Origin of the sequence: Microbacterium aurantiacum (assembly GCF_002872075.1) — a bacterium.
Classification (GTDB): domain Bacteria; phylum Actinomycetota; class Actinomycetes; order Actinomycetales; family Microbacteriaceae; genus Microbacterium; species Microbacterium aurantiacum_A.
Genome location: NZ_PGGU01000007.1, coordinates 63,716 through 90,596 on the forward strand (window position 1 = coordinate 63,716; position 26,881 = coordinate 90,596).

Sequence of the window (26,881 nt, forward strand, 5' to 3'; positions counted from 1 at the left end):
GGACGGGGCGAGCCGAAGCCCGCCCCGAACCGGATGATTTCTGCTGTGCTGAGATTACTCAGCAGCGGCGACGATGTTGACGACCTTGCGGCCGCCCTTCGCGCCGAACTGCACTGCGCCCGCTGCGAGAGCGAACAGCGTGTCGTCGCCACCGCGGCCGACGTTCACGCCGGGGTGGAAGTGGGTGCCGCGCTGGCGGACGATGATCTCGCCGGCGAGGACCTGCTGACCGCCGAAGCGCTTGACGCCAAGTCGCTGTGCGTTGGAGTCACGACCGTTGCGGGTAGAGCTCGCGCCCTTTTTGTGTGCCATGTCTTCGTCTCCTCCGTGCTTACTTGATGCCGGTGATCTTGACGCGCGTGAGCTCCTGACGGTGCCCCTGGCGCTTCTTGTAGCCGGTCTTGTTCTTGTACTTCTGGATGATGATCTTCGGGCCGCGGAGGTTGCCGATGACCTCAGCCGTGACCTTGACCTTCGCCAGCTTGTCGGCGTCGGTGGTCACCGTGGTGCCGTCGACGAGCAGCACGGCGGGCAGCTCGATGTTCTCGCCCTGGGCAGCCTGAACACGGTCGAGCTGAACGATGGTGCCGACCTCCACCTTCTCCTGCCGGCCACCGGCGCGCACTACTGCGTAAACCACTTCATACCTGTTTCGTTGGGGAGCTCACGGCTCCGAGAATCTCACGGGAAGACTGTTGCTTGCTTTCATCGCTGGGCGATGGGTGCGAACACAAGACTCTCCGCACCGACCGACGAGGACGGAACGGCATACGCACCAAGGGACTACTTTACCGGATGCCGGACCATGTCGCAAAGCGAGCCGGACGGTGTGTCCGGTCCGCCCCGCGCTGCACGGGCGCCAATAGGCTGTCGACGTGACCGTTCTCGTCGATGACCCGCTGTGGCCCGCCCACGGGAGGCTGTGGGCGCACCTCGTCAGCGATGAGAGCCTGGCCGAGTTGCATGCCTTCGCCAGGACTCACGACCTGCCTGCGCGATCCTTCGATCTCGACCACTACGACGTGCCGGCGGAGCTCATCCCCCGGCTCGTCGCCGGGGGCGCAGAGCCGGTGGGCGGCAAGGAGCTGGTCCGGAGGCTGATCGCCTCAGGACTCAGGATTCCCGCCCGCGACCGGCGCTGACGTCTCGGCGTTCACCGAAACGGGAGTACCGGTGAGCGCGGCCGTGCTCACCCGACGGCGTCCACGCCCCTGCCCGGGAGCCTTGGGCTCAGGAAGAGCGTCGAGCACCGAGTCGAGCAACTGCTCGGCCGGGGACTTGGCCGCATTGCGGTCTGAAGGACGCTTCTTGCGCGGCTTCTTCGCACGCTCCGGTTGAGTCGGCTGCACCGGCTCGACGGCGGCGACGGGCTCCGCGGTCTCCTCGACACTGGGTGCGAGGGTGGATGCGGCGATCTGCGCGAGCGCCGATTTCGCCCCCTCGGGGATGCTGTGGGTGACGGCACTCGCGGGCGGAGCGCTCTGGCTCTGCCCGTTGCCGCCGCGCTGGCGACGGTTGCCGGCCTGCCCGTTGCCGTTGCCGTTTCCATTGCCGTTCGAGCTGGAGCGGTGCTTGACGACCGGATCGTGGTGCACGATGACGCCACGGCCGGCGCACACGTCGCACGCCTCGCTGAACGTCTCGAGCAGCCCGAGCCCGAGCTTCTTGCGCGTCATCTGCACGAGGCCCAGCGAGGTCACTTCGGCGACCTGGTGCTTGGTGCGGTCGCGACTGAGGCATTCGATGAGACGGCGCAGCACGAGGTCGCGGTTGGATTCGAGCACCATGTCGATGAAGTCCACGACGATGATCCCGCCGATGTCGCGCAGCCGCAGCTGACGGACGATCTCCTCGGCGGCCTCGAGGTTGTTCTTGGTGACGGTCTCCTCGAGGTTTCCACCGGAGCCGACGAACTTGCCGGTGTTCACGTCGACGACGGTCATCGCCTCGGTGCGGTCGATCACGAGGGAGCCACCCGAGGGCAGCCACACCTTGCGGTCCAGCGCCTTCTCGATCTGCTCCGTGATGCGGAACGCGTCGAAGGGGTCCGTCTCGTCCTCGTATGCTTCTAGGCGCTCCAGAAGATCAGGCGCGACGCTTTCGAGGTACGAGCGGATGGTGCGCTGCGACTCGTCGCCCTGGATGAGCATCTTCGTGAAGTCCTCGTTGAAGACGTCGCGGACGATCTTGACGAGGAGGTCGGGCTCGGCGTGCAGGAGCGCCGGAGCCTGCTGGTTCTCGACCTGCTTCTGGATGTGCTCCCACTGCGAGGTGAGCCGCTGCACGTCGCGCGTCAGCTGGTCCTCGGTGGCGCCCTCGGCCGCGGTGCGGACGATCACGCCGCTGGACTCGGGGAGAACCTCCTTGAGGATGCGCTTTAGGCGTGCCCGCTCGTTGTCTGGGAGCTTGCGGCTGATGCCGTTCATTGAGCCGCCGGGCACGTACACCAGGTACCGGCCGGGGAGCGAGATCTGGCTGGTCAGCCGAGCGCCCTTGTGGCCGATCGGATCCTTGGTGACCTGGACGAGCACACGGTCACCGGGCTTGAGAGCCAGTTCGATGCGGCGGGGCTGATTGCCGGTCTCGACGCCGTCCCAGTCGACCTCACCGGAGTACAGCACGGCGTTGCGGCCGCGGCCGATGTCGACGAAGGCGGCTTCCATGCTCGGGAGCACGTTCTGCACGCGGCCGAGGTAGACGTTGCCGATCAGGGACGCGTCCTGGTTGCGGGCGACGTAGTGCTCGACGAGCACGCCGTCCTCGAGGACGCCGATCTGAGTGCGGCCGTTCTTGGAGCGGACGACCATCTTGCGGTCGACCGACTCACGACGGGCGAGGAACTCGGCCTCGGTGACGACGGGACGACGACGACCGGCGTCACGCCCGTCGCGGCGGCGCTGCTTCTTGGCCTCGAGCCGGGTCGACCCCTTGATGGCCTTCGGCTCGGTGATGTACTCGACGACGCGCTGGCGCTGACGCGGTTCTTCGCGCGGCTGCTCGTCGACTTCGACTCCGCCACGACGACGACGGCCACGACGAGCCGACGCCGGCTCTTCCGCCTCGCGCTCGATGCTGCGGTCGAAACCGCGGTCCGGACCGCGGTCGAAGCTGCGCTCGCGACCCTGGCGCGCCGGGAGCGGCACGATCTCGGGCGCGTAGAACGCGAGCCGGGTGGACACCTGCGACACGAAGACCTCGGGGAGGAGCCCGAGCGAGACAGCCGTGAGCGGTACCGGCTCGGCGGCAGCTTCCTCGGCGGGAGCATCCTCAGCAGGAGCTTCCTCAGCAGGAGCTTCCTCAGCAGGAGCATCCTCAGCAGGAGCGTCCTCCGCAGGAGCGTCCTCCGCAGGAGCGTCCTCCGCAGGAGCGTCCTCCGCGGGAGCATCCTCAGCAGGAGCATCCTCAGCAGGGGCCGATTCCTCGAGGGACTCGGCGCCACCCTCCGCAGACTCTGCCCGCTCGACGGTCGTCTCTGCGGCGGACTCCTCGGGAGGAGCCGCCGACTCCGTCAGCGGCTCCGCGGCGTAAGCCGGGAAGTCGAGGGTAGGTACGTTGTTGTCATTGTTGTCATCGGCCATCTCTGGCTGCTCCCTGCGCGGGGCACTGCGTGCTCCGCGAAATCTCGTGCGACACCCGCAGGTGCCGCGAACTCACTCGGTGTGCGACCGGCTCATGGCTCTGGTCACGTGGGGCATAGGACCCCGAAGTCTGCGTCGATGCGTGCCACGGCAGCGCCGCGTGATGCATCACAGATCATTATCGCACCAAGTGCGCCGGTTCGCGGCATCCCGGCTCGCGCGCGCCGTACGCTGCACATCCGGCGCGCTTCACGTCCCGCGCATAGCCGACGCTGAGATAATCGCGATATGAGCGTGGAGAATCCCCAGATGAGCGAACATCGCCCCCGCCCGGTCGCCTTCGCCATCTGGCTGATCGTCGCCGGCGTCGTCGGCTGGTTCGCTGCCTTCCAGCTCACCATCGAGAAATTCGCGCTGCTGGAGAATCCTGAGGAGGCGCTGGCCTGCGACCTCAGTCCCTTCATCCAGTGCAGCACCAACCTGCAGTCCTGGCAGGGTTCCGTCTTCGGATTCCCCAATCCGATCCTCGGTCTCACCGGCTGGATGGCGCCCCTCGTCGTGGGCGTGGCGATCCTCGCCGGAGCACGATTCCCCCGCTGGTTCTGGGCCGCCTTCGGCGTCGGCATCACGTTCGCCTTCGGATTCGTGTGCTGGCTGATCGGGCAGAGTCTCTACGACCTGCTCGTGCTGTGCCCCTGGTGCATGGTGACCTGGGCCGTGACGATCCCGACGTTCTTCGCCACCATGGTGCATCTCGCCCGCAACGGCACCTTCACCTCTTCGGTGAAGGCCCAGGAGCGCGCCGGACGGATGATGATCTGGGTGCCGCTGGCGACGATCGTCGCATACGCCGTCCTCATCCTGCTGGCGCAGCTCCAGGACCTCGACTTCCTCGGCGAGATGGCGCGCATCCTGTTCTGACGTCGGACCGCGACACGAAAGCCCGTCCGCGGAAGCGGACGGGCTTTCGTGTCGGCTCGATCAGTCGAACCAGATGCCGAGCTCACGCGCGGCGGACTCGGGGCTGTCCGAGCCGTGCACGAGGTTCTGCTGCACCTTGAGACCCCAGTCGCGTCCGAAGTCGCCGCGGATCGTGCCGGGAGCGGCCGTGGTCGGGTCGGTCGTGCCCGCGAGCGAGCGGAAGCCCTCGATCACGCGGTTGCCGGCCAGGCGGATCGCGACCGACGGGCCGGAGAGCATGAACTCCAGCAGCGGCTCGTAGAACGGCTTGCCCTCGTGCTCTGCGTAGTGCGCGGCGAGGAGGTCGCGGTCGGGATCGACGAGGCGGATGTCGACGAGGGCGTAGCCCTTCGCCTCGATGCGCGCGAGGATCGCACCGGTGAGTCCGCGGGCGACGCCGTCGGGCTTGACGAGGACGAGGGTTTCTTCGGTGGCCATGTCATTCACTCTCTGTCTGAGTACGAGTCTGAGTCTCGGTCATGGGCTCCGCCGGACGTCGTGCGTCCAACCGAGCCCCCATGATCGTCGCATACCCCCACATGCCGCCGAAAATCAGGACGACGATGACGATCGTCGGCTCGAAGAACGCCGACAGGGCGATGATCGCCTGGATCGTCCAGCCCGCGCCGATCGCCCACGGCCGGGTGATCATGCCCGCGATGGCGATGCACGCCAGGGCGACCACCGCTCCCGCGACGATCGCCCACCACTGCTCGATGCCGTCCGGCAGCCTCTTGAGCCCGAAGATCGTGAGACCCACGAGCAGCACCACGATCGCCTCGAAGCCGAGCACGATCGGTGCGAGTTTCTGCACGAGTGTCCGCGGCGGACGCGGTGGACGCGCCTGCGCGCTCATGCGCTCCACCCGGATTTCCAATCCTCGGTCTCGGCCAGCGCGATCGCCTCGCCGGCGAGCACGACGGATCCGGCGATGGCGACGGCTCGGCGATCGGAGGATGCGGCCCATTCGCGCGCCGCCTCCGCCGCTTCGGCGAGCGTCGGGTGCACGGTCGCCCGCCCGCCGATCTGCTCGACCAGGTCGGCGATGACATCCGCGTCGCTGGCCCGCTCCGAGTCCGGCGCGGTCGCGAAGACATGCGCCGCGGCCGGAGCCAGGCGGGCGACGATGCCGGCGGCATCCTTGTCGGAGAGGATGCCCAGAACGATCCCCCACTCGTCGAAGTCGAAGCTGTCGTCGAGGGCAAGGGCGAGAGCGGCGGCCCCGTGCGGGTTGTGCGCGGCGTCGACGATCACCGTCGGCGCGATCCCGAGCAGCTGCAGGCGGCCCGGCGAGGTCGCCCCCTGCAGCCCTTCGGAGATCACGTCGGCCGCGATGCGCTGCGACCCTCCGCCGATGAGTGACTCGACCGCGGCCACGGCCAGAGCCGCGTTGTGACCCTGGTGAGCGCCGTACAGCGGCAGGTACTCCTCGATGTACTCCCCCGCGAGCCCGCGGACGGTGAGCAGCTGTCCGCCCACGGCGAGCTTCTGATCGACGAGACCGAACTCCGCGCCCTCGAATGCGATCGTCGCGCCGTTCTGGGCCGCGACCCGACGCAGGACCTCCATCGCCTCCGCGGGCTGCTGGGCGGAGACGACAGCCGCGCCCTCCTTGATGATGCCGGCCTTGACTCGGGCGATCTCGGCGATCGTCGAGCCCAGGCGGTCGGCGTGGTCGATGTCGATCGGCGTGAACACGGCGACGTCGCCGTCGGCGGTGTTCGTCGAATCCCACTCGCCGCCCATCCCGACCTCGAGCACGAGCACGTCGACCGGCGCGTCCGCCGCCGCCACGAACGCCAGCACGGTGAGCAGTTCGAAGAACGTCAGCGGGGCATCGCCCGCTGCCTCGAACTCGGCGTCGACGATGTCGACGAAAGGCTCGATCTCGTCCCAGGCATCCGCGACGGCCGCATCGTCGATCGGCTCGCCGTCGATCATGATGCGCTCCGTGAAGCGCTCCAGGTGCGGACTGGTGAACAGGCCGGTGCGCAGATCGTGGGCGCGCAGCAGGCTCTCGATCATCCGGGCCGTCGACGTCTTGCCGTTGGTCCCCGTGATGTGCACGACCCGATACGTGCGCTGCGGGTCGTCGAGAAACGCCAGGATGCGCGCGGTGCGCTCCTTGCGCGGCTGCACCCACCGCTCGCCCGCTCGGGCGAGCAGGGCCTCGTAGACGGCGTCTGCGCGTGCCCGGTCGCTCATGCTGTTGTCCCGTTCTTCTCGAAGCCCTCTCGGGCGATGCTCACACGGATGTTCCCGACGTTGGCGTAGGTGCCCGCTTCGACAACGGCCTCGTACTCGAAGCCGCCCTCCTGCCGCCCCCAATCACCGCCGCCGTGCTCCAGCACGACCTCGTCCTTCGCCCCGAGCGAGTACGAGACTGCGAGGGTCTCCTCGGCGACGCCCGCGACTGCGAATGCGCTCTTGACCGCGAACAGATCGTCGAGATCAGAGAACCACAGCTCCAGACGGATGCGGTCGCTGACGTCGAAGTCCGCGGACTTGCGGCTGTCCTGCACCGCGCGGATCACGTCGCGCGCGAGGCCTTCGGCCTTCAGCTCGGGAGTGAGGGCGGTGTCGAGCAGCACGAAGCCACCACTCGGGACGATGGCCAGAGCCTCGCCCTCCGGACGGCCCGTGGTCTCCAGGACCAGCTCGTACTCGCCGGGCTCCAGCGCGATGCCGTCGGCGGTGACGATCCCGTTCTCCTCGGTCCAGAACCCGCCGCGCGCCGCCTGGATGACCTTCTGCACCTCTTTACCGAGGCGCGGACCGGCAGCCCGGGCGTTGACGCTGAGGCGGTGGCTGACGCCGTATTCGGCCGCGGCGTTCTCCCCGAGCTGCACCAGTTCGACGTTCTTCACGTTGAGTTCCTCGCGCAGGATGTCCTCGAACTGGCCGAGCGACGAGGCCAGTGGCGACACGATCGTGAGCCGGGCGAGCGGCAGCCGCACCCGCAGCTTCTCCTTCTTGCGCAGCGCGTTGCCGACGCTGGAGAGCTCGCGCACCGCATCCATCGCATCTCGGATCTCGTCCGCGGCGGGGAACGCCGTGGCATCCGGCCAGTCCGTCAGGTGGACGCTCCGGCCGCCGGTGAGGCCCTGCCAGACCCGCTCGCTGACGAGCGGAACGAGCGGAGCCGCCACCCGGCTCAGGGTCTCGAGCACGGTGTACAGCGTGTCGAAGGCTTCACGGCTCTTCGGATCCTCGGTCACGCCGACCCAGAAGCGGTCGCGCGAGCGCCGGATGTACCAGTTCGTCAGCGTCTCGGCGAACTCGCGGAGGCGCCCAGCCGCGGTGGTCGAATCCAGTCCCTGCAGGTCGGAGCGCACCTCGCGGACGAGGTCGCCGAGCCGGGCGAGGATGTAACGGTCGAGCACGTCGGTGGAATCGGTGCGCCAGGTGGCCTCGTAGCCCCCGCCGGAAGCGTTGGCGTAGGTCGCGAAGAAGTACCAGGAATTCCACAGCGGCAGGAGGAACTCGCGGACACCGGAGCGGATGCCCTCCTCCGTGACCGCGAGGTTCCCACCGCGCAGCACCGAGCTCGACATCAGGAACCAGCGCATCGCGTCGGAGCCGTCGCGGTCGAGCACCTCGGAGACGTCCGGGTAGTTGCGCAGCGACTTCGACATCTTGTAGCCGTCGGAGCCCAGCACGATGCCGTGACAGCTGACCCCGGTGAACGCGGGACGGTCGAACAGCGCGGTGGACAGCACGTGCATGACGTAGAACCAGCCGCGGGTCTGCCCGATGTACTCGACGATGAAGTCCGCCGGCGAGTGCGAGTCGAACCACTCCTGATTCTCGAACGGGTAGTGCACCTGCGCGTACGGCATCGAACCCGAGTCGAACCACACATCGAAGACGTCTTCGATGCGGCGCATCGTGCTCCTGCCCGTGGGGTCGTCGGGATTCGGCCTGGTCAGGTCGTCGATGTAAGGACGGTGCAGGTCGATCTCGCCCTCGGGGTTGCGCGGCAGCGTGCCGAAGTCGCGCTCCATCTCGGCGAGCGACCCGTACGCGTCGACGCGCGGGTACTCCGGGTCGTCGCTCTTCCAGATCGGGATCGGCGAACCCCAGTAGCGGTTGCGGCTGATCGACCAGTCCCGTGCGCCCTCGAGCCACTTTCCGAACTGACCGTGCTTGACGTTCTCGGGCACCCAGGTGATCTGCTCGTTGTTCGCGAGCAGGTCGTCCTTGATGTCGGTGACCCGGATGAACCAGCTCGACACCGCCTTGTATATCAGGGGGTTCCGGCACCGCCAGCAGTGCGGGTAGGAGTGCTCGTAGCTCTGCAGGCGGATGAGGCGGCCATCGCCGCGCAGAAGACGCACCAGCGGCGTGTTCGCGTCCATCCACAGCTCACCGGCGACATCGGTGACGTTCGGCAGGAAGCGACCGCCGTCATCGAGGGAGAGGATCGTCGGGATGCCGGCGGCTTCGGCGACCCGCTGGTCGTCCTCACCGTAGGCCGGGGCCTGATGCACGACGCCGGTGCCATCGGTGGTCGTGACGTAGGCGTCGACGAGGATCTGCCAGGCGTTCTCGGTGCCGTAGGTCTCGACGTCGGCGTAGTAATCGAAGAGCGGCTCATAGCGGAGACCGCCCAGGTCGGAGCCGATGACCGTGCGCTCGACCGCTGCCGTCACGGCGGCGGCATCCTCGTAGCCGAGGTCCTTCGCGTAACCGCCGAGAAGGTCACGCGCGAGCAGGTAGCGGCCCTCGGCGGCCCCTTCGGCGACGCCGTTCGGCCCTGCGGGCACCACCACGTACTCGATCGCCGGACCCACGGCGAGCGCGAGGTTCGTCGGCAGAGTCCAGGGTGTCGTCGTCCAGGCGAGAACGCGTACGCCCTCGAGCCCCTGTGCCGCGGCATCCGCACCGGTGAGCGGGAACGAGACCGTCACCGACGGGTCCTGGCGCATCTGGTACACGTCGTCGTCCATGCGCAGCTCATGCGCCGAGAGCGGGGTCTCGTCACGCCAGCAGTACGGCAGCACGCGGTAGCCCTCGTAGGCGAGTTCCTTGTCGTAGAGGGTCTTGAACGCCCAGAGGACGCTCTCCATGTATCCCACGTCGAGGGTCTTGTAGCCGCGCTCGAAGTCGACCCATCGGGCCTGGCGGGTGACGTAGTCCTCCCAATCGCGGGTGTAGGTGAGAACCGAGTCTCTCGCCTTCGCGTTGAAGACATCGATGCCCATGGCCTCGATCTCGCTCTTCTCGGTGATGCCGAGCTGCTTCATCGCCTCGAGCTCAGCCGGGAGTCCGTGGGTGTCCCATCCGAAGACGCGGTCGACCTTGTTCCCGATCATCGTCTGGAAGCGCGGGAACACGTCCTTCGCGTAGCCGGTCAGCAGGTGGCCGTAGTGCGGCAGGCCGTTGGCGAACGGAGGACCGTCGTAGAACACCCACTCCGGCGCGCCCTCGCGCTGCTCGATCGAGGCGCGGAACGTGTCATCCGTCTTCCAGAACTCGAGGACGTCTGTCTCGATCTCGGGGAAGCGCGGGCTGGGTACGACGGTGGCCTCGGCGGCGGGGCCGAAGGATGAACGCGGGTATGTCATGTCGTCTCGCAGTGATCTGAGCTGGTGGCACGGGCGGATGCTGCTGCGAGGACGACCCTCGCGGACCGCGGTACCACCTCACGTGCTGCGCCTGGAGACGCAACCACTCTCACTGCGGCGATGACGGGCCTGCCCCGCTCGGTTCTACTTGCAGTCGCCTGCGTTCTTCCGAGAGCTCCCCGGTGATGGCCGGATCAGTGCTTGTGCTCTCATTCTACGCGCAGGCCGCGCCTACGGCATCCGCGATCTCTACCGTGCGCCAGCCTCGGCCAGATTCGCTTCCTTCGGCCACATTTCCGGAATCCGCCCGAGCGTGACGTACTTGGCCGAGCGAGACGTACAGCTCATGCGGCACGGTGCAGCCCCTGCGCCACCGCACGCATGATCAGGTCCTGCACCATCGCCCACTCGAATATCATCTGCGTGTACGACACTCGGATTACGTGATACCCCATGAGTTTCAGTTCGGCATCGTGGCGGATGTCCTCGGTTCGCTGTGCCCCGACGTGATGCGCGCCGTCGATCTGCAGTACGAGCCGATCCCCGATCAGCGCATCGACGCGGTGGCCGGCGATCCAGATCTGCACCCGGATCGGCACCCGCAGCCATCGCAATCGGTCCCGCAGATAGGTCTCCAGCCCCGCATCCGCGAACGGCATTGCATGCTCCAGAATGCGGCGGGCCGCCGGCCTCCACATGAATCCCTGCAGCGACTCGAGATTCACAAGCGACTTGTTGAGTGCCGATTCCCACGTCGCGAGCGCCTGTTCGAACGGTTCGCACTCGGCGATATACGCGAGGACATTCTCGATCGGGTCGACGAGCGCATCGGGATGGCGTGGGACGATCGGGCTTCCCCAGTGGATCTTCGCCTGCAACCGACGCCCGCTCGCGGCGTTCGGGGACAGCGCGACGTGCGGCTGACCAGTCGCATCATGCAGCCAGAGCCCAAGGCGCTGCGCCTGGGTCTGGCATGTGATCACCACCCCATGACGCGCCGCACCGACCAGCACAGCGTCCGCTGCTCTCAACGCCAGCCACCCGCGGCGAGGGCGAACGAGCGCGCCGCTCGCGACCGCGGCGTCCACGGTTCTACGTGTGAAGCCTTGCTTGTTGATGAGAGCGGCGCGCACGACCCCGCCCAGGTCCATGATCAGCGCAATCAGCTCATCGAGGCTCCTTCGCATCGCGCCAGTTTGCGCCGGTCGCCATCCCTCGGTGGCGCGCAACTTCAGCATCCGTGGACAACTCGACAGATTCGGGACCTGTGCAGGAACAATCGCGGGCGTCTTCGCTTACGCCAGCCTCGGCCAAGTGCGCTTGCATCGGCCCTATTCCCGAGATCCGGCCGAGGGAAGCGCATTTGGCCGAGTGAGGTGTATGGGTGCGACCTCCCCGTGTCCGCGCCACCGCCTACGCTCGAGGGATGGCCCGCTCCCCCGAATCCCCCGTCGCGCCGCGCGTCACCGCACCCGACCTCCCGGAGGATCTCGCACCGGCGGCCCCCTCGCGCCGGGCCGATCTGCTGGCCGCCCGCCTCGAACTCGGGGGCTCCGCCGATCTCGCCTACGCGACGCTCGAGCAGTGCGTGATCACGGCGGATGCCGACACCGTCGACCTCACCGGTGCCACGATCCTCGATGTCGCGATGACAGATATGAGAGTCGCGTCCCTCAAGCTCCGTGACGCCGGGATCCGCCGCCTTCGAATCACCGGCGGCCGCATCGGCACCCTCGACCTCAGCGGCGCCCGCATCGCTGAGCTAGAACTGCGCGACGTGCGCATCGACTACCTGAACCTCGGGGCGGCGCGAGCCGAGGATGTCGAGGTCATCGGATGCAGCATCCGCGCGCTCGACATGCCCCAGGCCGAACTCACCCGCGTGCGCTTCGCGAGTACGCGCAGCGACGAGGTCGACCCGCGCGGCATGCGTGCCAGCCACGTCGATCTGCGCGGACTGGACGCCCTCGCCTACCTCGACGCGAACAGCCTGCGCGGAACCACGCTCACCGAGTTCCAGGTGCAGCAGCTCGCGCCCGTCATCGCGGCCGGGCTCGGCATTCAGATCAAGGGCTGACAGGCAGGGAATTCACGGCACGACGCTCGCCGCGAGCAGTTCTCGAGTGAACGGATGCTGCGGCGCTCTGAAGACCTCGTCGGTGCGGCCCTGCTCCACGATCCGCCCGTCCTGCATCACGAGCACATCGTCCGCGACTGCGGCGATCACGTCGAGGTCATGCGAGACGAAGATCATCGTGAGCCCGCGGTCGAGCTGCAGCTGTCGCAGCAGCTGCAGGATCCGCTCGCGCACCGAGGGGTCGAGCGCCGACACCGGCTCATCGAGCACGAGAACGTCCGGATCGGCGGCCAGGGCACGAGCGATCGCGGCGCGCTGACGCTGGCCGCCGGAGAGAGCGGCGGGCCGCCGACCGGCGAGGGCGGCATCCAGGCCCACCTCTGCGAGGAGCTCGGTCACCCGCGACGACCGCTGAGAGCGCGGCACTTTGCCTGCGGCGAGCGCTTCGTGCAGTGACCGGCCGATCGTCCACCGCGGATCGAAAGCGCCGAGCGGGTTCTGGTGCACGAGCTGCACCCGGTGCGCGCCGTTCCAGCGCAGCTCACCGGCGTCGGGATGCTCAACTCCGACGAGCATCCGAGACAGCGTCGTCTTTCCGGAGCCGGACTCCCCGACGATCCCCAGCGTCCGCCCGCGACCCGCCACAAAGCTCGCTTCGGTCACCGCCGGCATCCGCCCGAAGGATTTCGACACCCGCTCCGATGTGAGCACCGGCTCGCCGGCACCGTCGACGGTCCCCCGCGGTTCGTGCATCGTCGCCGCGATGAGCTGCCGCGTGTACTCGTGCTGCGGGGCCTGGAGCACCTGCTCGACTGCGCCGGCCTCGACCACCCGGCCGTTCCGCATGACCAGCACCCGATCGGCGATCCTGCGCACGGCCGCGAAGTCGTGGCTGATGAACACCACCGCAGTGCCCTCATCCGCGATTCCTCGCAGCAGATCCAGGATGCGGGCCTGCACGGTCGCGTCGAGTGCTGTGGTCGGCTCATCCGCGACGACTACAGCGGGAGCGCCCGCAAGCGCCGAGGCGATGAGGGCGCGCTGACGCAGGCCCCCGGACAGCTCGTGCGAGTACTGCCCGACTCGCCGCGCCGCGTCCGGCATCACCACCGCGTCGAGCAGCTCGAGAACCCGACCGCGCCGCTGAGCCGCCGTGAGACGTCGATGTATCTCCAAAGGTTCGGCGATCTCTGCGCCGATGGTGCGGAGCGGGTCGAGTGAGACCAGAGCATCCTGCGACACGAGCGCGATCCGCTGCCCGCGCAGCCGCCGCCACTCCCGCTCTCCGTATCTCCGCGCATCGACGCCGTCGACGTCGAGGGTCGCGGCGGTGACCCGTGCCACGCTCGGAGCCAGGCCCAGCAGAGCCGACGCCGTCAGCGACTTGCCGGCACCCGACTCCCCGACGATCGCCACGCACTCCCCCGGACCCACTGTGAAGGAGACGGCATCCACCACTCTGGCGCCACCGATCGTCACGGAGAGGTCGCTGACCTCGAGCGCACTCACGAGCCCCTCCCCTCCGCACGGGCCCGCAGCAACCGTCCGACGATCGTCGCCGATACGACCGTGAGCGTGATCGCCGCACCGGGGAAGACCGAGATCCACCACGCCTGCCCGAGGACGTTGCGTCCACCGGCGAGCATGAGTCCCCATTCCGGCGATGGTTCGGCCGGGCCGAGACCGAGGAAGCTGAGCCCGGCAGCGGCGAGGATGCTGGACCCGATGCCGATCGTCGCGAGGACGCTCAGTGACCCCAGCACACCGGGCACAACATGCCGGAGGAACGCGCGTCCCGGGGGCACACCGAGGATTCGAGCAGCTTCGACATGCTCAGCGACGGCGAGCGTCCGCGTCTGCACGCGGCCCATGCGCACATACACAGGCACGGCGGCGAGCGTGACGGCGATCGCGACGTTCACCGGGCCGGGCCCGAGCACGGCGACGACGATCAGTGCAACGAGGAACTCCGGAAAGGCGAGGAGCACATCGGTGATGCGCATCGCCACGATGTCGACAGGACGGGGCGCGATGCCCGCCAGGGTGCCGAACAGCAGGCCGAGGGCGAGGGCGAGTCCGGTCGCGAGCAGACCGATGCCGACCGACCTGCCGGCCCCGTGCACGACCCGCGAGAAGACGTCGCGACCGCTCTGGTCGGTGCCGAAGGGGTGCACGGCGCTCGGCGCCTGCAAAGCGCCGCGCACATCCGTCCGCAGCGGATCCTGCGCGGCGATCAGGTCGGGCGCCAGCGCCGCAACGGCGATCACCGCGAGGACCAGCACGGCTGTGCCGAGAAGGATGCGACGGCCGATGCTCATGCCGGGATCCTCCTGTCCGAGGTTCTCGCGGTTGCCCGCATCCGAGGATCGAGCAGCGGATGCACGAGTTCGACGGCGAGATTCACGACGACGAATGTGAACGCGCTGAGCAGGATGATGCCGCTGAGCACCGGGAGGTCGCGGTCGGTGATCGCCGACAGCGTCACCCTGCCGAGACCCGGGCGCGCGAAGACCGTCTCCACGAGCACGGCACCGCCGAGCAGCGAGCCGACGAGGTAGGCGGTCAGCGTGAGCGCGCCGGCGGCACCGTGCCGCAGCGTGTGGCGCAGGGTGAGCCGCACGTGCCCCGCGCCGCGCGCGCGGACGGTCGTCGCGAAGGGCTGGCGCTCAGCGGACTCGATGCCGTCCCGCAGCACCTGTCCGAGCAGGGCGGCCACCGGTAGCGCCAGCGTCACCGCCGGAAGCACGATCGTCGCCGGGTTGCGCGTGCCGGAGACCGGGAACCACCCGAGGCCGAACGCGAAGACACTCAGCAGCACGAGGCCGATCCAGAACACCGGCGATGAGAGGAGGACGAGCTCGATTCCCGCGACGACCCCGCGTGAGACGGCACCGCGGGCGAGAAGCGCTGCCGCCAGAGCGAGCAGCGCGCCGATCAGCAGCGCCAGTGCGGTCAGCTGCAGGGTCGCACCGAGTTGCCGGCCGATCACCTCCGCAACCGGCATCCGCAACTGATATGACTCGCCCAGGTCACCGCGCAGCAGCTGCCCCAGGTACGAGACATACTGCTCGAACGGCGGCCGGTCGAGCCCCAGCTCCGCTCGGATGCCGTCCTTGACCGCTTCGCTCACCTGGGCCTGGGGCCCGAGCATGACGTCGACCGGGTCACCGGGGATCACCCGGAACGCCAGGAAGGCGAGCGTCGCCGCTCCCCACAGCACGACGACGAGGGATGCCGCGTGCCCGACGATCCTTCTGATCATTGCGCTCCTGACCACGGCATCGTATCGCTGATGCCGCGCCGGGTCACTCGACGGTCACGCCGAAGAAGAGCGGCCGCCCGTAGAAGTCGAACTGCAGGCCGGAGATGCGCTCCCCGACCGCCGTGATGGCGGACGGCACGTACAGCGGCACGATCGCGACGTGCTCGGCGTTCCATTCCTGCAGCTCGGCGTAGACGTCCGCGCGTGCGTCGGCATCGATCGTCGCGACGCCCTTCTCGAGCAGCTCGTCGACAGCAGGGTCGGTGACCTGCGAGGCGTTCTGGAACCCCTCGCTGTGCAGGTGGTTGCGCAGCAGATCGGCGTCGACGCCGGAGAAGCTCCAGTCCGTGAGGTCGAAGGTCTTCGGTCCGTACTGCTCGTTGTAGGCGCCCGGCTCGAGCTCTTCGCGCGTGATCTCGAAGCCGACCTCCTTCAGGTCGGACTGGATGGCGTTCGCCAGCGCGGCACGGTCGTCGGGAATAGGCGTCCAGGCGATCCAGCGCGCGGACAACCGCTGGCCGTCCTTGATGCGGATGCCGTCGGCACCGCGCTGCGTCCAGCCGGCCTCGTCGAGCAGGGCGTTCGCGAGTTCACGGTCCATCGGCCACGAGCCCTCGAGCGATGCGTCGTAGCCCGGCGTCGTCGGCCCGAGGATGCTCCACGCACGCGGGTACTCGCCGAAGAAGATCTCCTCGACGGACGCGTCGATGTCGATCGCACGGGAGAACGCCTGGCGCACCTTCTCGTCTGCGAACACGCCGTGCTTCTCGTTGAGGTACAGCGAGTAGGGAAGACCCGGCTCTTCGACGGCCTCGACCGTCACGTCGTCGCCGAGAGTGGAGACCAGGTTCGGCGGGATCTGGCCGACGAGGTCGGCCTCTCCGGAGCTGACGACGCCCGCGCGCACCGATGGCTCAGGGAGGATCTCCACGCGCAGCGTCTCGAATCCCGGCTTCTCGGTGCCTTCGGGTGCCCATTCGTAGTCGGCGTTCGCCGTGTAGACGATCTCCTGCTCCGGCGTGTACTCGGTGAGTTCGAACGGGCCTGTTCCGACCGTGATCCCGGGGCCGCCGACCTTCAGCTCGCCGGCGGAATCGGCGAGCACCTTCGGCGAGTAGAAGCCGAGCTGTGCGGTGCTCGCTGCCTGGAGGAACGGCGCGTAGGGCCGGGAGAAGCGCACCGTCACGGTGTGCTCGTCGACGACGTCGGTCCCCGCGTAGAACTCGCCGCCGAGCATGCTCGCGGCCTGCGCGGACTCCGTCTCTGGGTCGATGATCCGATCGAAGTTCGCCTTCACCGCTGCGGCGTCGAACGGTTCCCCGTCGTGGAACGTCACATCGTCGCGGAGCGTGAACGTGTACTCCGTGCTGTCGTCGGAGACGGTCCACTCCGTCGCCAGCCAGGGGGCGAAGGAGCCGTCGGGCTTCTGGAAGACCAGAGAATCGAGCACCGCCCGCTGCACGGCCGCGGAGATGTCGAGCTGGCTGGTCTGCGGGTCCATGTGGCCGGATGCCAGCAGGCTGCCGTCGACGCCCCAGACGACCTCGCCGCCACCCTCCTCGGTCGAACCAGGTGCGGCGCAGGCGCTCAACGCGAGTGCGGCGGCGGCGGACACCGCGAAGAAGGGCAGGAGGCGACGCCGGAGCGAGATGCGCATGAAAGTCCTCGGGAAGATGCGATGGGGTGACATCTCAGTCTACGGCCGCTTCTTGGACGGGGTCGATTTACGCCTCATCCCGCGCCCTCGGCGCTCCGTTAGACTGAACGCACAACCCACACTCAGGCACGCTCACACAGTGCCGCATACATCGCTCGAGGAGACCTCCATGGCCGCGTCCGTACAGAACCAGATTCCTGACAAGCCCGCACTCGAAGGTCTCGAAGCGAAGTGGGATGCCGCGTGGCGCGACCAGGGCACGTACCTGTTCGACCGCATCCGCGCCGCTGCCGCCGGCCGCGAGGGCGTCTACTCGATCGACACGCCCCCGCCGACGGCATCCGGCTCGCTGCACATCGGGCACGTGTTCTCGTACACGCACACCGACATCAAGGCTCGTTTCGAGCGGATGCGCGGCAAGACCGTGTTCTACCCGATGGGCTGGGACGACAACGGCCTGCCCACCGAACGCCGGGTGCAGAACTACTACGGCGTCCGCTGCGACCCGACTCTTCCCTACGATGCCGACTTCACTCCCCCGTTCGAGGGCGGTGACAACAAGTCCAGCCGTGCAGCCGATCAGCTGCCGATCAGCCGTCGCAACTTCATCGAGCTGTGCGAGCGGCTGACCGTCGAAGACGAGAAGCAGTTCGAGAGCCTGTTCCGCCAGCTCGGCCTCAGCGTCGACTGGACCCAGACCTATCGCACCATCTCCGACGACACGATCCGTCAGAGCCAGCTCGCGTTCCTGCGCAACATCGAGCGCGGCGAGGCGTACCAGGCACTGGCGCCGACCCTGTGGGACGTCGACTTCCGCTCGGCGATCGCACAGGCCGAACTGGAGGACCGCGACCAGCAGGCGGCATTCCACACGATCGAGTTCCCGTTCGCGGACGGCTCAGGCACGATCGCCGTCGACACGACGCGCCCCGAGCTGCTGCCGGCGTGCATCGCGATCGTGACGCATCCGGAGGGCCCCCACAAGCACCTCATCGGCACGAAGGTGCGCACCCCGTTCTTCGACGCCGAGATCGAGATCCACGGCCATCACCTCGCCCAGCCAGACAAGGGAACCGGGGCCGCGATGGTCTGCACCTTCGGTGACGTGACCGACATCATCTGGTGGCGCGAGCTGCGCACGACGACCGGCGAATCGCTGCCGAACATGACCACGATCGGCCTGGACGGCCGGTTCCTCCCCGAAGCCCCCTCTCTGGTGTCGGGTGCGGATGCCCGCGACTGGTACGCCGAGAGCATGGGGGGCAAGACGGTCTTCAGTGCGCGCAAGGCACTCGTGGAGAAGCTGCAGGAGACCGGCGACATGACGGCCGTCGGCAAGCCGTTCAACCACGCGGTGAAGTTCTTCGAGAAGGGCGACCGTCCGCTCGAGATCGTCTCGACCCGTCAGTGGTACATCCGCAACGGCGCCAGGGATGCGAAGCTCCGCGATGAGCTCATCGCCCACGGTGCCGGACTCGCCTGGCATCCCGACTTCATGCGCGTGCGCTACGAGAACTGGGTGGGCGGACTCACCGGCGACTGGCTGGTGTCCCGTCAGCGCTTCTTCGGCGTGCCGATCCCGCTCTGGTACGCGCTCGATGAGAACGGCGAACGCGACTACGAACGGGTGCTGACTCCCGACGCCGCCATGCTGCCGATCGACCCGACGACCGACGTGCCCGCAGGTTACACCGAGGCACAGCGCGGTGTCGCAGGCGGATTCGACGCCGAGGCGGACATTCTCGACACCTGGGCCACGTCGTCCCTCACTCCCCAGCTGGCCGGCGGCTGGAAGCGCGACGAGGAGCTGTGGAACCTCACCGCACCGTTCGACCTCCGCCCGCAGGGCCAGGACATCATCCGCACCTGGCTGTTCTCGACGATGCTGCGCTCGACTCTCGAGGACGACCGCGCGCCGTGGCGCAACGCCGCGATCAGCGGCTTCATCGTCGACCCCGACCGCAAGAAGATGTCGAAGTCCAAGGGCAACGTCGTCACGCCGGCCGACATCCTCGCATCCCATGGCTCGGATGCCGTGCGCTACTGGTCCGCGTCCAGCCGTCTCGGGATGGACGCCGCGTTCGACCCGCAGAACCCGACGCAGGTGAAGATCGGCCGCCGTCTGGCGATCAAGGTGCTGAACGCCGCGAAGTTCGTGCTGTCGTTCCCGGTCCCCGAGGGCGCGCAGGTCACGCACGCGCTGGATGCGTCGATGCTCGCAGCCCTCGATGCCGTGATCCGCGATGCGACGAAGGCGTACGAGAACTACGACCAGGCGAAGGCGCTCGAGATCACCGAGGCGTTCTTCTGGACGTTCTGCGACGACTACCTCGAACTCGTCAAGGAGCGCGCGTACGACCAGACCGACATCGGGCAGGCATCGGCCGCACTCACGCTGCGTCTCGCTCTCTCGGCGCTGCTGCGGCTGCTCGCTCCGGTGCTGTCGTTCGCGACCGAGGAGGCATGGTCCTGGTTCGAGGACGGGTCGGTGCACACGGCGGCCTGGCCGGAGCCGCTCGGCTTCGACGGCGACCCGGCGGTCCTGTCCGCCGCGAGCGAGGCGCTCATCGGCATCCGTCGCGCGAAGACCGAGGCGAAGGCCTCCCAGAAGACGCCGGTCGCCCGCGCGGCGATCGCGGCTCCCGCTGCGAAGCTCGAAGCGCTCCGCGCCGCGGCCGACGACCTGCGTGCGGTCGGACGCATCGCCGAGCTGGAGTTCTCCGAGGCAGAGGCTTTCGCGGTCACCGCGATCGAACTCGCTCCCGTCGAGCCCGTCGTGGGCGAGGACAACTGATGCAGCTGGGCACGCGCTGGGCCGCTGGGTCCGAGGCGCCGGCTTCGGTACCCGCGGCGCTGCGCCCGGCGATCGCCGAGGTCGAGGCACGCGGCCTGCGCGGCCACTGGACGCTCACCTGGCTCGAGGGCCGTGCGACCGCGGAACTCGACTCGGGCTGGGAGGTCCTGCAGACCGCCTCGGGCGACGTGATCGCGCGGCCGTTCGAGGACTGATCCGGGTTTTTCAGCGCCGCGGCAACCCGAGTTGCGCGAGGGCGTGATCCACGGCCCGCGGGTCGTGTCGGCGCGCCTGCTGCTCGCGGAGCATGTCGAGGGCGATCTCCCGGCGCTCGGCACGGGCGGCGATGCGTCGATCGACGTGCCGGGAGAGCCCGAGGGCGAGCTGCTGAAGAAACCGCTCGAAGCGCGTCGGGGCGGCGAGGCGAAGTGTGGCTGTGGTCATGATCACTCCTCAGGGCTGGTGCGGCGGCTGGCCGCCGTCGGAAGGTCGAAGATCTCGGCGCGCAGAGACACTCGACGCACATCGGGTCCGGTCTGCCCGCGGAAGCGCCGAATCGCACTCTCGACGATCGACTCCAGCTCCTCGCGCAACTCCATCACCTGGGCGGCCGTCATATCGAGGTGAGTCGTCATCGTGAGGCCGACGTCACGCCAGTCCTCCGGCACGTCCGTCTGCGGCCGGTTGAGGTAAGCCATGAGGGTCTCGTGGCGAAGACGGAAGAACTCCGAAGTCACGATCTGAGCGGCGGCACGATTCGCGGGCGACATGGCCTCGTCGGGTCCCGGGACCTCGATGCGACCCTTCGGACGCTCCCACCACCGTTCCCGGGCGGTGCCTCGCCCCTCGACCTCGTGGATGAGGCCATGGGCAGCGAGGGCTCGCAGGTGATAGCTGGTCGATCCGGACGTCTCGCCCACAAGCGCAGCGAGCGAGCTCGCCGTCTGCGGGCCCCGGGCGGCGAGCAGGTCGAAGATCTGCACGCGCAGCGGGTGTGCGAGAGCCTTCAGCGCGCTGGAATCGAGCTTCCGTACCTGAGTGTCATCTTGCATGCTTGCAAAGATACCTTTGCAAGTGTTTCTTTGCAAGTATTTCTTTGCATTGTGTGAGTGTCAGCCCACAGTCGCACGGGCCGCCACGAATGCCGCGACGCATCGCTCGATCTGCTCGGGGGTGTGAGCGGCCGAAAGCTGCACACGGATCCGCGCCGCTCCCCGCGGGACCACCGGGAAGCTGAACGCCGTCACGTACACCCCTTGGGCCTGCATCTCTCTCGCGATCTGTGCGGTGAGCGATGCGTCCCCGAACATCACCGGCACGATCGGATGCTCACCGGGAAGCAGATCGAACCCCTCGGCGGTCATCCGCTCGCGGAACAGTGCGGCGTTGTTCCGCAACTGCGCCCGCAGATCGGCCGAGCCCTCGACGAGGTCGAGCGCGGTCAGCGTCCCCGCGACGATCGCCGGCGCGAGCGTGTTGGAGAACAGGTAGGGCCGGGAACGCTGGCGCAGCAGTGCGACGACATCCCGGTGCGAGGCGACGTAGCCTCCGGATGCGCCGCCCAGGGCCTTTCCGAAGGTGCCGGTGTAGATGTCGACGCGGTCCGCGACGCCGCAGAGCTCGGGCGTGCCGCGGCCGTTCTCGCCGACGAAGCCGACGGCATGGGAGTCGTCGACGAACACCAGCGCGTCGTAGCGCTCGGCCAGATCGCAGATCTCGGCGAGCGGGGCGATATAGCCGTCCATCGAGAACACGCCGTCGGTGACGACCACGCGGAACCGCGCATCCGCCGCCGCCCGCAGCTGCTCCTCGAGGTCGGCCATGTCGCGGTTGCGGTACCGAAGCCGTCTGGCTTTCGAGAGCCGGATGCCGTCGATGATCGACGCGTGATTGAGCTCGTCGGAGATGATCGCGTCCTCCGCACCGAACAGCGTCTCGAACACTCCCCCGTTCGCGTCGAAACAGGAGGAGTACAGGATGGCATCGTCGGTACCGAGGAAGCCCGAGAGGCGACGTTCGAGCTCGAGGTGCTGCTCCTGGGTGCCGCAGATGAAGCGCACGCTGGCGAGGCCGTAGCCCCACTCCTGCAGAGCCGTGGTCGCAGCATCCAGGATCCGCGGGTCGTCGGCGAGCCCCAGGTAGTTGTTCGCGCAGAAGTTCAGCACCTCCGCACCGTCGGCGGTGATCTCCGCCCGCTGCGGGCCGCGGATCCCGCGCTCATGCTTGGTGAGCCCGGCATCCTCGATGGCGGCCAGCTCGGTCGCCAGGTGCTTCTGGAAAGTCCCGTACATCACAACTCCGTCCAATCGAGGATGATCTTGCCCGTTCCCGCCGACTCCGCAGCCGCGAAGCCCTTCTCCCAGTCGCGCGCCGGAATCACATCGGCGATGACCCGCCCGATCGAAGCGCGCAGCGTCGCGCTGCTCTGCAGCATCGCGCCCATCGCGTTCCAGGTCTCGAACATCTCGCGGCCGTAGATGCCCTTGATCGTGAGCATGTGCGTGACGAGCTTGCCCCAGTCGACGCCGAATCCGCTGGTCGGCAGGCCGAGCATCGCGATGCGTCCGCCGTGGTTCATGTTGTCGATCATCGCCGGCAGAGCGGAAGCGGCCCCGCTCATCTCGAATCCGATGTCGAAGCCCTCGCGCATTCCGAGGGTCGCTTGAGCCTCCCGGATGTCGCGCTTCGAGACGTCGACGACCTCATCGGCGCCCATCTGCCGAGCCATCTCGAGCCGTGGAGCACTGACGTCGGTGGCGACGATGAAACGTGCGCCGGCGTGACGTGCCACGGCGATCGCCATCAGCCCGATCGGTCCGCACCCGGTGATGAGGACGTCCTCGCCGATGAGCGGGAAGGTCAGGGCGGTGTGCACGGCGTTGCCGAGCGGGTCGAAGATCGCCCCCAGCTCCGGACTCACGTCGGAGTGGTGCACCCAGACGTTGGTCGCCGGCAATGAGAGGTACTCGGCGAATGCGCCGTCGCGCTGCAGCCCCAGCCCGATGGTGCGGATGCACATCTGGCGGCGGCCGGCACGGCAGTTGCGGCACGTGCCGCACACGATGTGTCCCTCTCCGGAGACGCGGTCACCGACGGTGATGTCGTGCACGAGGGGTCCGACCTCGACGACTTCGCCGTAGAACTCGTGTCCGGGGATCAGCGGCGCCTCGATCGCAGAAGCAGCCCAATCGTCCCAACGGCGGATATGGAGGTCGGTGCCGCAGATGCCGGTCCGGAGCACGCGGATGACCACCTCGTCGGCACCCGCCACCGGATCCGGGCGATCGACGAGTTCGAGTCCCGCTGCGCGTTCAGCTTTGAACAGTGCCTTCATGCTTCGATCACACCGTACGCGACGTTGTAGAGCCATCGTCAATATCTGCATCGTCGATGTAGATGGGGCTAATGTTTGAACGTGGAACTCCATCACCTCCAGATCCTTCGGGAGCTGGGCGCTCTGGGCAGCGTCACCGCGGTCGCCGAGGCTCTGAACGTCACGCCCTCCGCCGTCTCGCAGCATCTGGCCGCGCTGCAGCGGGGCTTCCGCACGCCGCTCACACGCAGAGAGGGGCGCCGGCTCATCCTCACTCCGGCCGGCGAGGTGCTCGCCGCCGCCGGCGCTGAGGCGATCGATGCCATGGCCGCCGCCCGAAGCGCACTCGACGAGTTCGAGGGCGCGAGGGCCGGCGTCGTGTCGATCAGCGGCTTCCACAGCGTCGGCCAGGTGCTCTTCGGACCTCTGATCCGCGAGCTGGCCAGCACGACGGACTCCCCCACCGTCCGCCTGACCGACGAAGACGTCGCGCAGAGCGACTTCCCGGCTCTCACCGCCCGCTACGACCTGGTGCTCGCACACCGCATGGAGCATTCGGCTCCATGGCCGACGGACGGCGTCCGCAGCCTCACCCTCGTCCGTGAGCCGCTGGACGTCGCCGTCTCGGCATCCCATCCCCTCGCCTCCCGGCGAACCGTCTCACCCGACGAGGTCGTCGACCACCCCTGGGTGACCAGCCGCATCGGATACTCCCCCGACGACGTCCTGAAGGCCGTCTCCGCCGTGGCGGGGCGGTCGGTCGACGTGCGTCACCGAATCAACGACTACGGCGCCGTCGCGGCCGTGGTCGCGGCGGGCGAGGTGCTCGGGATGCTGCCCAGGTACACCTCGCGCAGCGTCGACGATCGCGACATCACCCGCCTTCCGCTGCGCGGTGTGAGCACCCACCGCATGATCGACGTACTGGCCAGGCCGGAGAATCTTCGACGGCGCTCCGTCCGCGTCGTCGTCGAGGCACTCGAGCGAGTGATGGCTAGGCTCAGAGAATGATCGACGTCTCGAATCCGCTTCTCCAGCCGTCCGCTCTTCCCTATGGGCTTCCCGACTACGACGCGATCCGGCCGGAGCACTATCTCCCGGCCTTCCGCGCCGCCTTCGACGAACATCTGAAGGAGATCTCCCGCATCACGATGGTGCGCTCGATGCCGACGTTCGAGAACACCATCGAGGCACTGGAGCGCTCGGGCGAGCAGCTCGATCGCGTAGCGCATGCCTTCTACACCGTCAGCTCCGCCGATGCGACGCCTGCGATCCAGGACGTCGAAGAGCAACTCGCCCCGCTGATGGCCGCGCACCAGGATGCGATCACGCTCGACGGAGCTCTCTACTGGCGCGTGCAGCAGGTGCACGATCAACTCGATCAGCTGGACCTCGACCCGGAGCAGCGCTATCTCGTCGAACGCCACCACCGCGAGATGACGCATGCGGGAGCGGCGCTCGACGACGAGGCCAAGGCGCGGCTGACAGCGCTGAACCAGCAGCTCTCGACCCTCAGCAACACGTTCGAGCGCAATCTGCTGAACGACACGAACGACCTGGCGGTCGTGTTCGATTCCGTCGACGAACTCGACGGCCTCAGCAGCGGCGAGTTGTCTGCGGCGTCGCGGTCCGCGCAGGAACGAGGGCTCGACGGCAAGTTCGTGATCTCGCTTCCTCTGTTCACCGGGCACCCCCACCTCGCTCAACTGCGGAACCGGGAATCTCGGCGCCGCATCATGGCGGCGTCACGATCGCGCGGGGGCCGAGACAACGCGAACGACAACAGACCGGTGCTGGCCGAGATCGTGCGCCTGCGCGCCGAACGGGCTGCACTCCTCGGCTACGACTCGCACGCCGCCTACGTGACGGCGGATGAGACGGCGGGCAACCCTGAGGCGGTCGAACGGATGCTCCGCGAGCTCGCCGCGCCCTCCGCGCGCAACGCCGCCGCCGAACGCGAGTCGTTGCAGAGCCTCGTCGATGAGACCGAGGTCGAGCCGTTCGCCGTCGAAGCGCACGACTGGGCGTTCTACACGGAGAAGGTCCGCGCGGCGCGCTACGACATCGACACCGCCGCGCTGCGCCCATGGTTCGAGGCCGAGCGCGTGCTGCGGGACGGCGTGTTCCATGCCGCGACGATGCTGTACGGAGTGACCTTCACCGAGCGCGAGGACATTGTCTCGTACCACCCGGGCGCTCGGGTTTTCGAGGTGCACGACGAGGACGGCAGCCCTGTGGGCCTGTACGTCCTCGACCTGTACACCCGGGATTCCAAGCGCGGTGGCGCCTGGATGAATCCGATCGTGAGCCAGTCCCATCTGCGCGGCACACTCCCGGTCGTCGTCAACAACCTCAATGTGCCGCAGCCGGGCGACGGCGAGCCCACGCTCCTCACGCTCGACGAGGTCACGACCCTGTTCCACGAGTTCGGGCACGCCCTCCACGGTCTCTTCGCGGTCGTCACCTACCCGCACTTCGCGGGCACGAACGTGTTCCGCGACTTCGTCGAGTTCCCCAGCCAGGTCAACGAGATGTGGATCCTCTGGCCGGAGGTGCTCGACAACTATGCGAGGCACCACGAGACGGGCGAGCCGCTGGACCCGGGTGTGGTCGAGCGGCTGCGCGCCACCGAGACCTTCGATCAGGGGCACGCGACGAGCGAGTACCTCGCGGCGGCATGGCTGGATCAGGCCTGGCATCGTGTCGGCCCGCCAGACGCGGCGGTCGACGTCGCGACGTTCGAAGTGGCAGCGCTGGCGGACATCGGGCTCGACAACCCGGCAGTCCCCACGCGCTACTCGTCGACGTACTTCGCGCACGTGTTCTCCGGCGGCTACAGCGCCGGGTACTACTCCTACATCTGGAGCGAGGTGCTCGACGCCGACACCGTGGACTGGTTCCGGTCGAACGGAGGCCTGACCCGGGAGAACGGCGACCGCTTCCGTCGGCGTCTTCTCGGCGTCGGCGGGTCGAAGGATCCGCTCGATGCGTACCGCGACTTCCGCGGCCGCGACGCCGAGATCGCCCCGTTGCTGAAGCGGCGTGGCCTGAAAGCATGACCGACGCGTCGCTTGTGGCGATCCGGTCCGAGTTCAACGGGCGGGCAGCCGATTACGACGACGGCATCTTCCACCGCGACCTGGCGGAAGCCGTGGCCGAGTTCGCCGACCTGACCGGAGTGCGCACCGTTCTCGACGTCGCGACCGGCACAGGGCTCGCACTCCGGGCCCTGGAAGACCGCGCTCCGGGGCTCGATCTGATCGGCGTGGACATCTCGCCGGCAATGCTGGCCGTCGCCCGCACTGCGCTGCCGCGCGCACGGTGGATCGAAGCGGAGGCGGCAGCGCTTCCGCTCCCCGATCAGGCCGTCGACCTGATCACCTGCGTGACTGCGCTGCACCTCATCCCTGACACGGCCCGCGCGACTGCCGAGTGGCGACAAGTGCTGCGGCCGGGAGCCACGGTCGTGACGGCGACGTTTCTGCGCGGCGGTCGTCATCTGGCACCGCCGAAGCAGCGGCCCTTCGCTGTGGACCACGATTCATTCGACACCGCGGGCACCCTGCGCGCGACGTTCGCGCCATTCGGCTTCGCCGTGGCACGGCACCACGAGTGGCGAGGAAACGAGATGGGGATGCTCATCGCGGAACTCCGCGCAGAAGGCTAGGCCGGA

General features: G+C 68.1%; 25 protein-coding genes. 9 read left to right on the forward strand and 16 right to left on the reverse strand.

Annotated elements, in window-relative coordinates; translation table 11 throughout:
• Nucleotides 1-54: 54 nt before the first annotated feature.
• Nucleotides 55-312 (reverse strand): 50S ribosomal protein L27, encoded by a 258-nt coding sequence (gene rpmA / locus CUR96_RS07225; RefSeq protein ID WP_028501603.1) that lies wholly within the window; start codon nt 310-312, stop codon nt 55-57.
• A 19-nt stretch (nt 313-331) separates the two neighbouring features.
• Nucleotides 332-640: a 50S ribosomal protein L21 gene (gene rplU / locus CUR96_RS07230; RefSeq protein ID WP_102192631.1), complete on the reverse strand. Its 309-nt coding sequence runs from the start codon at nt 638-640 to the stop codon at nt 332-334.
• A gap of 235 nt (nt 641-875) precedes the next feature.
• Here rplU and CUR96_RS07235 point away from each other — a divergent pair, with 235 nt between their 5' ends.
• The gene (locus tag CUR96_RS07235) at nt 876-1,142 is read left to right on the forward strand and encodes a DUF4031 domain-containing protein (RefSeq protein ID WP_102192632.1); all 267 of its coding nucleotides are present in this window, start codon (nt 876-878) and stop codon (nt 1,140-1,142) included.
• Here the strand turns inward: CUR96_RS07235 and CUR96_RS07240 are convergent.
• Nucleotides 1,107-2,807 carry an Rne/Rng family ribonuclease gene (locus CUR96_RS07240; protein WP_432612416.1) on the reverse strand — a complete coding sequence of 567 codons (1,701 nt, stop codon included), beginning with the start codon at nt 2,805-2,807 and terminating at the stop codon, nt 1,107-1,109. The genes CUR96_RS07235 and CUR96_RS07240 overlap by 36 nt on opposite strands.
• On the opposite strand from CUR96_RS07240, the gene CUR96_RS18870 reads away from it, so the two are divergent.
• Nucleotides 2,739-3,854, forward strand: a complete 1,116-nt coding sequence (locus CUR96_RS18870; RefSeq protein WP_432612417.1) for a pentapeptide repeat-containing protein — start codon at nt 2,739-2,741, stop codon at nt 3,852-3,854. The two genes, CUR96_RS07240 and CUR96_RS18870, sit on opposite strands and share 69 nt — an antisense overlap.
• A 33-nt stretch (nt 3,855-3,887) precedes the next feature.
• Nucleotides 3,888-4,499, forward strand: a complete 612-nt coding sequence (locus CUR96_RS07245; protein ID WP_102192634.1) for a vitamin K epoxide reductase family protein — start codon at nt 3,888-3,890, stop codon at nt 4,497-4,499.
• Nucleotides 4,500-4,559: 60 nt separating this feature from the next.
• On the opposite strand, the gene ndk is transcribed toward CUR96_RS07245, so the two are convergent.
• The 5 genes from ndk to CUR96_RS07270 form a co-directional block, all read right to left on the reverse strand.
• On the reverse strand, nt 4,560-4,976 hold the full coding sequence (gene ndk, locus CUR96_RS07250; protein WP_102192635.1) for a nucleoside-diphosphate kinase: 417 nt from the start codon (nt 4,974-4,976) through the stop codon (nt 4,560-4,562).
• Nucleotide 4,977: 1 nt separating this feature from the next.
• Nucleotides 4,978-5,394 carry a DUF4233 domain-containing protein gene (locus CUR96_RS07255; RefSeq protein ID WP_245861119.1) on the reverse strand — a complete coding sequence of 139 codons (417 nt, stop codon included), beginning with the start codon at nt 5,392-5,394 and terminating at the stop codon, nt 4,978-4,980.
• Nucleotides 5,391-6,743, reverse strand: coding sequence for a bifunctional folylpolyglutamate synthase/dihydrofolate synthase (locus tag CUR96_RS07260; RefSeq protein ID WP_102192637.1), 1,353 nt, complete (start codon nt 6,741-6,743; stop codon nt 5,391-5,393). Before CUR96_RS07260 ends, CUR96_RS07255 begins: the two co-directional genes overlap by 4 nt.
• Entirely contained in the window at nt 6,740-10,105 is a 3,366-nt protein-coding gene (gene ileS, locus CUR96_RS07265; protein WP_102192638.1) for an isoleucine--tRNA ligase, read from the reverse strand. The genes CUR96_RS07260 and ileS overlap by 4 nt, the downstream gene beginning before the upstream one ends.
• A 344-nt stretch (nt 10,106-10,449) precedes the next feature.
• Nucleotides 10,450-11,343, reverse strand: a complete 894-nt coding sequence (locus CUR96_RS07270) for an endonuclease domain-containing protein (protein ID WP_245861120.1) — start codon at nt 11,341-11,343, stop codon at nt 10,450-10,452.
• Between the two features lie 188 nt (nt 11,344-11,531).
• Here CUR96_RS07270 and CUR96_RS07275 point away from each other — a divergent pair, with 188 nt between their 5' ends.
• The gene (locus CUR96_RS07275; protein WP_102192640.1) at nt 11,532-12,182 is read left to right on the forward strand and encodes a pentapeptide repeat-containing protein; all 651 of its coding nucleotides are present in this window, start codon (nt 11,532-11,534) and stop codon (nt 12,180-12,182) included.
• A gap of 12 nt (nt 12,183-12,194) precedes the next feature.
• Here the strand turns inward: CUR96_RS07275 and CUR96_RS07280 are convergent, their stop codons facing one another.
• From CUR96_RS07280 to CUR96_RS07295, 4 genes are read right to left on the reverse strand one after another with little or no spacing between them, the layout of a single operon-like run.
• Nucleotides 12,195-13,691 (reverse strand): dipeptide ABC transporter ATP-binding protein, encoded by a 1,497-nt coding sequence (locus tag CUR96_RS07280; protein ID WP_245861121.1) that lies wholly within the window; start codon nt 13,689-13,691, stop codon nt 12,195-12,197.
• Nucleotides 13,688-14,500 (reverse strand): ABC transporter permease, encoded by an 813-nt coding sequence (locus CUR96_RS18770; protein WP_102192642.1) that lies wholly within the window; start codon nt 14,498-14,500, stop codon nt 13,688-13,690. Before CUR96_RS18770 ends, CUR96_RS07280 begins: the two co-directional genes overlap by 4 nt.
• Nucleotides 14,497-15,444: an ABC transporter permease gene (locus tag CUR96_RS07290; RefSeq protein WP_102192643.1), complete on the reverse strand. Its 948-nt coding sequence runs from the start codon at nt 15,442-15,444 to the stop codon at nt 14,497-14,499. Before CUR96_RS07290 ends, CUR96_RS18770 begins: the two co-directional genes overlap by 4 nt.
• 43 nt (nt 15,445-15,487) lie before the next feature.
• Nucleotides 15,488-17,101 carry an ABC transporter substrate-binding protein gene (locus CUR96_RS07295; RefSeq protein ID WP_102192644.1) on the reverse strand — a complete coding sequence of 538 codons (1,614 nt, stop codon included), beginning with the start codon at nt 17,099-17,101 and terminating at the stop codon, nt 15,488-15,490.
• A 169-nt stretch (nt 17,102-17,270) separates the two neighbouring features.
• Between CUR96_RS07295 and valS the strand changes: the two genes are divergently transcribed.
• The gene (gene valS, locus CUR96_RS07300) at nt 17,271-19,895 is read left to right on the forward strand and encodes a valine--tRNA ligase (protein ID WP_102192645.1); all 2,625 of its coding nucleotides are present in this window, start codon (nt 17,271-17,273) and stop codon (nt 19,893-19,895) included.
• Nucleotides 19,895-20,110, forward strand: a complete 216-nt coding sequence (locus CUR96_RS07305) for a hypothetical protein (protein ID WP_102192646.1) — start codon at nt 19,895-19,897, stop codon at nt 20,108-20,110. The genes valS and CUR96_RS07305 overlap by 1 nt, the downstream gene beginning before the upstream one ends.
• A 10-nt stretch (nt 20,111-20,120) precedes the next feature.
• On the opposite strand, the gene CUR96_RS07310 is transcribed toward CUR96_RS07305, so the two are convergent.
• The 4 genes from CUR96_RS07310 to tdh are packed head-to-tail and all read right to left on the reverse strand — an operon-like array spanning nt 20,121 to nt 23,229.
• Nucleotides 20,121-20,339: a hypothetical protein gene (locus tag CUR96_RS07310; protein WP_102192647.1), complete on the reverse strand. Its 219-nt coding sequence runs from the start codon at nt 20,337-20,339 to the stop codon at nt 20,121-20,123.
• Between the two features lie 2 nt (nt 20,340-20,341).
• Nucleotides 20,342-20,947 carry an ArsR/SmtB family transcription factor gene (locus tag CUR96_RS07315; RefSeq protein WP_102192648.1) on the reverse strand — a complete coding sequence of 202 codons (606 nt, stop codon included), beginning with the start codon at nt 20,945-20,947 and terminating at the stop codon, nt 20,342-20,344.
• Between the two features lie 60 nt (nt 20,948-21,007).
• Complete coding sequence (locus CUR96_RS07320; protein ID WP_102192649.1) at nt 21,008-22,186, reverse strand: glycine C-acetyltransferase; 1,179 nt, start codon at nt 22,184-22,186, stop codon at nt 21,008-21,010.
• Entirely contained in the window at nt 22,186-23,229 is a 1,044-nt protein-coding gene (gene tdh / locus CUR96_RS07325; RefSeq protein ID WP_102192650.1) for an L-threonine 3-dehydrogenase, read from the reverse strand. The genes CUR96_RS07320 and tdh overlap by 1 nt, the downstream gene beginning before the upstream one ends.
• Before the next feature lie 81 nt (nt 23,230-23,310).
• On the opposite strand from tdh, the gene CUR96_RS07330 reads away from it, so the two are divergent.
• Genes CUR96_RS07330 through CUR96_RS07340 form a run of 3 tightly spaced genes read left to right on the forward strand, consistent with a single transcriptional unit; the run spans nt 23,311 to nt 26,875 of the window.
• Entirely contained in the window at nt 23,311-24,219 is a 909-nt protein-coding gene (locus CUR96_RS07330; RefSeq protein ID WP_102192651.1) for a LysR family transcriptional regulator, read from the forward strand.
• Entirely contained in the window at nt 24,216-26,267 is a 2,052-nt protein-coding gene (locus CUR96_RS07335; RefSeq protein WP_102192652.1) for a M3 family metallopeptidase, read from the forward strand. The genes CUR96_RS07330 and CUR96_RS07335 overlap by 4 nt, the downstream gene beginning before the upstream one ends.
• Nucleotides 26,264-26,875, forward strand: coding sequence for a class I SAM-dependent methyltransferase (locus CUR96_RS07340; RefSeq protein ID WP_102192653.1), 612 nt, complete (start codon nt 26,264-26,266; stop codon nt 26,873-26,875). Before CUR96_RS07335 ends, CUR96_RS07340 begins: the two co-directional genes overlap by 4 nt.
• Nucleotides 26,876-26,881 lie beyond the last annotated feature (6 nt).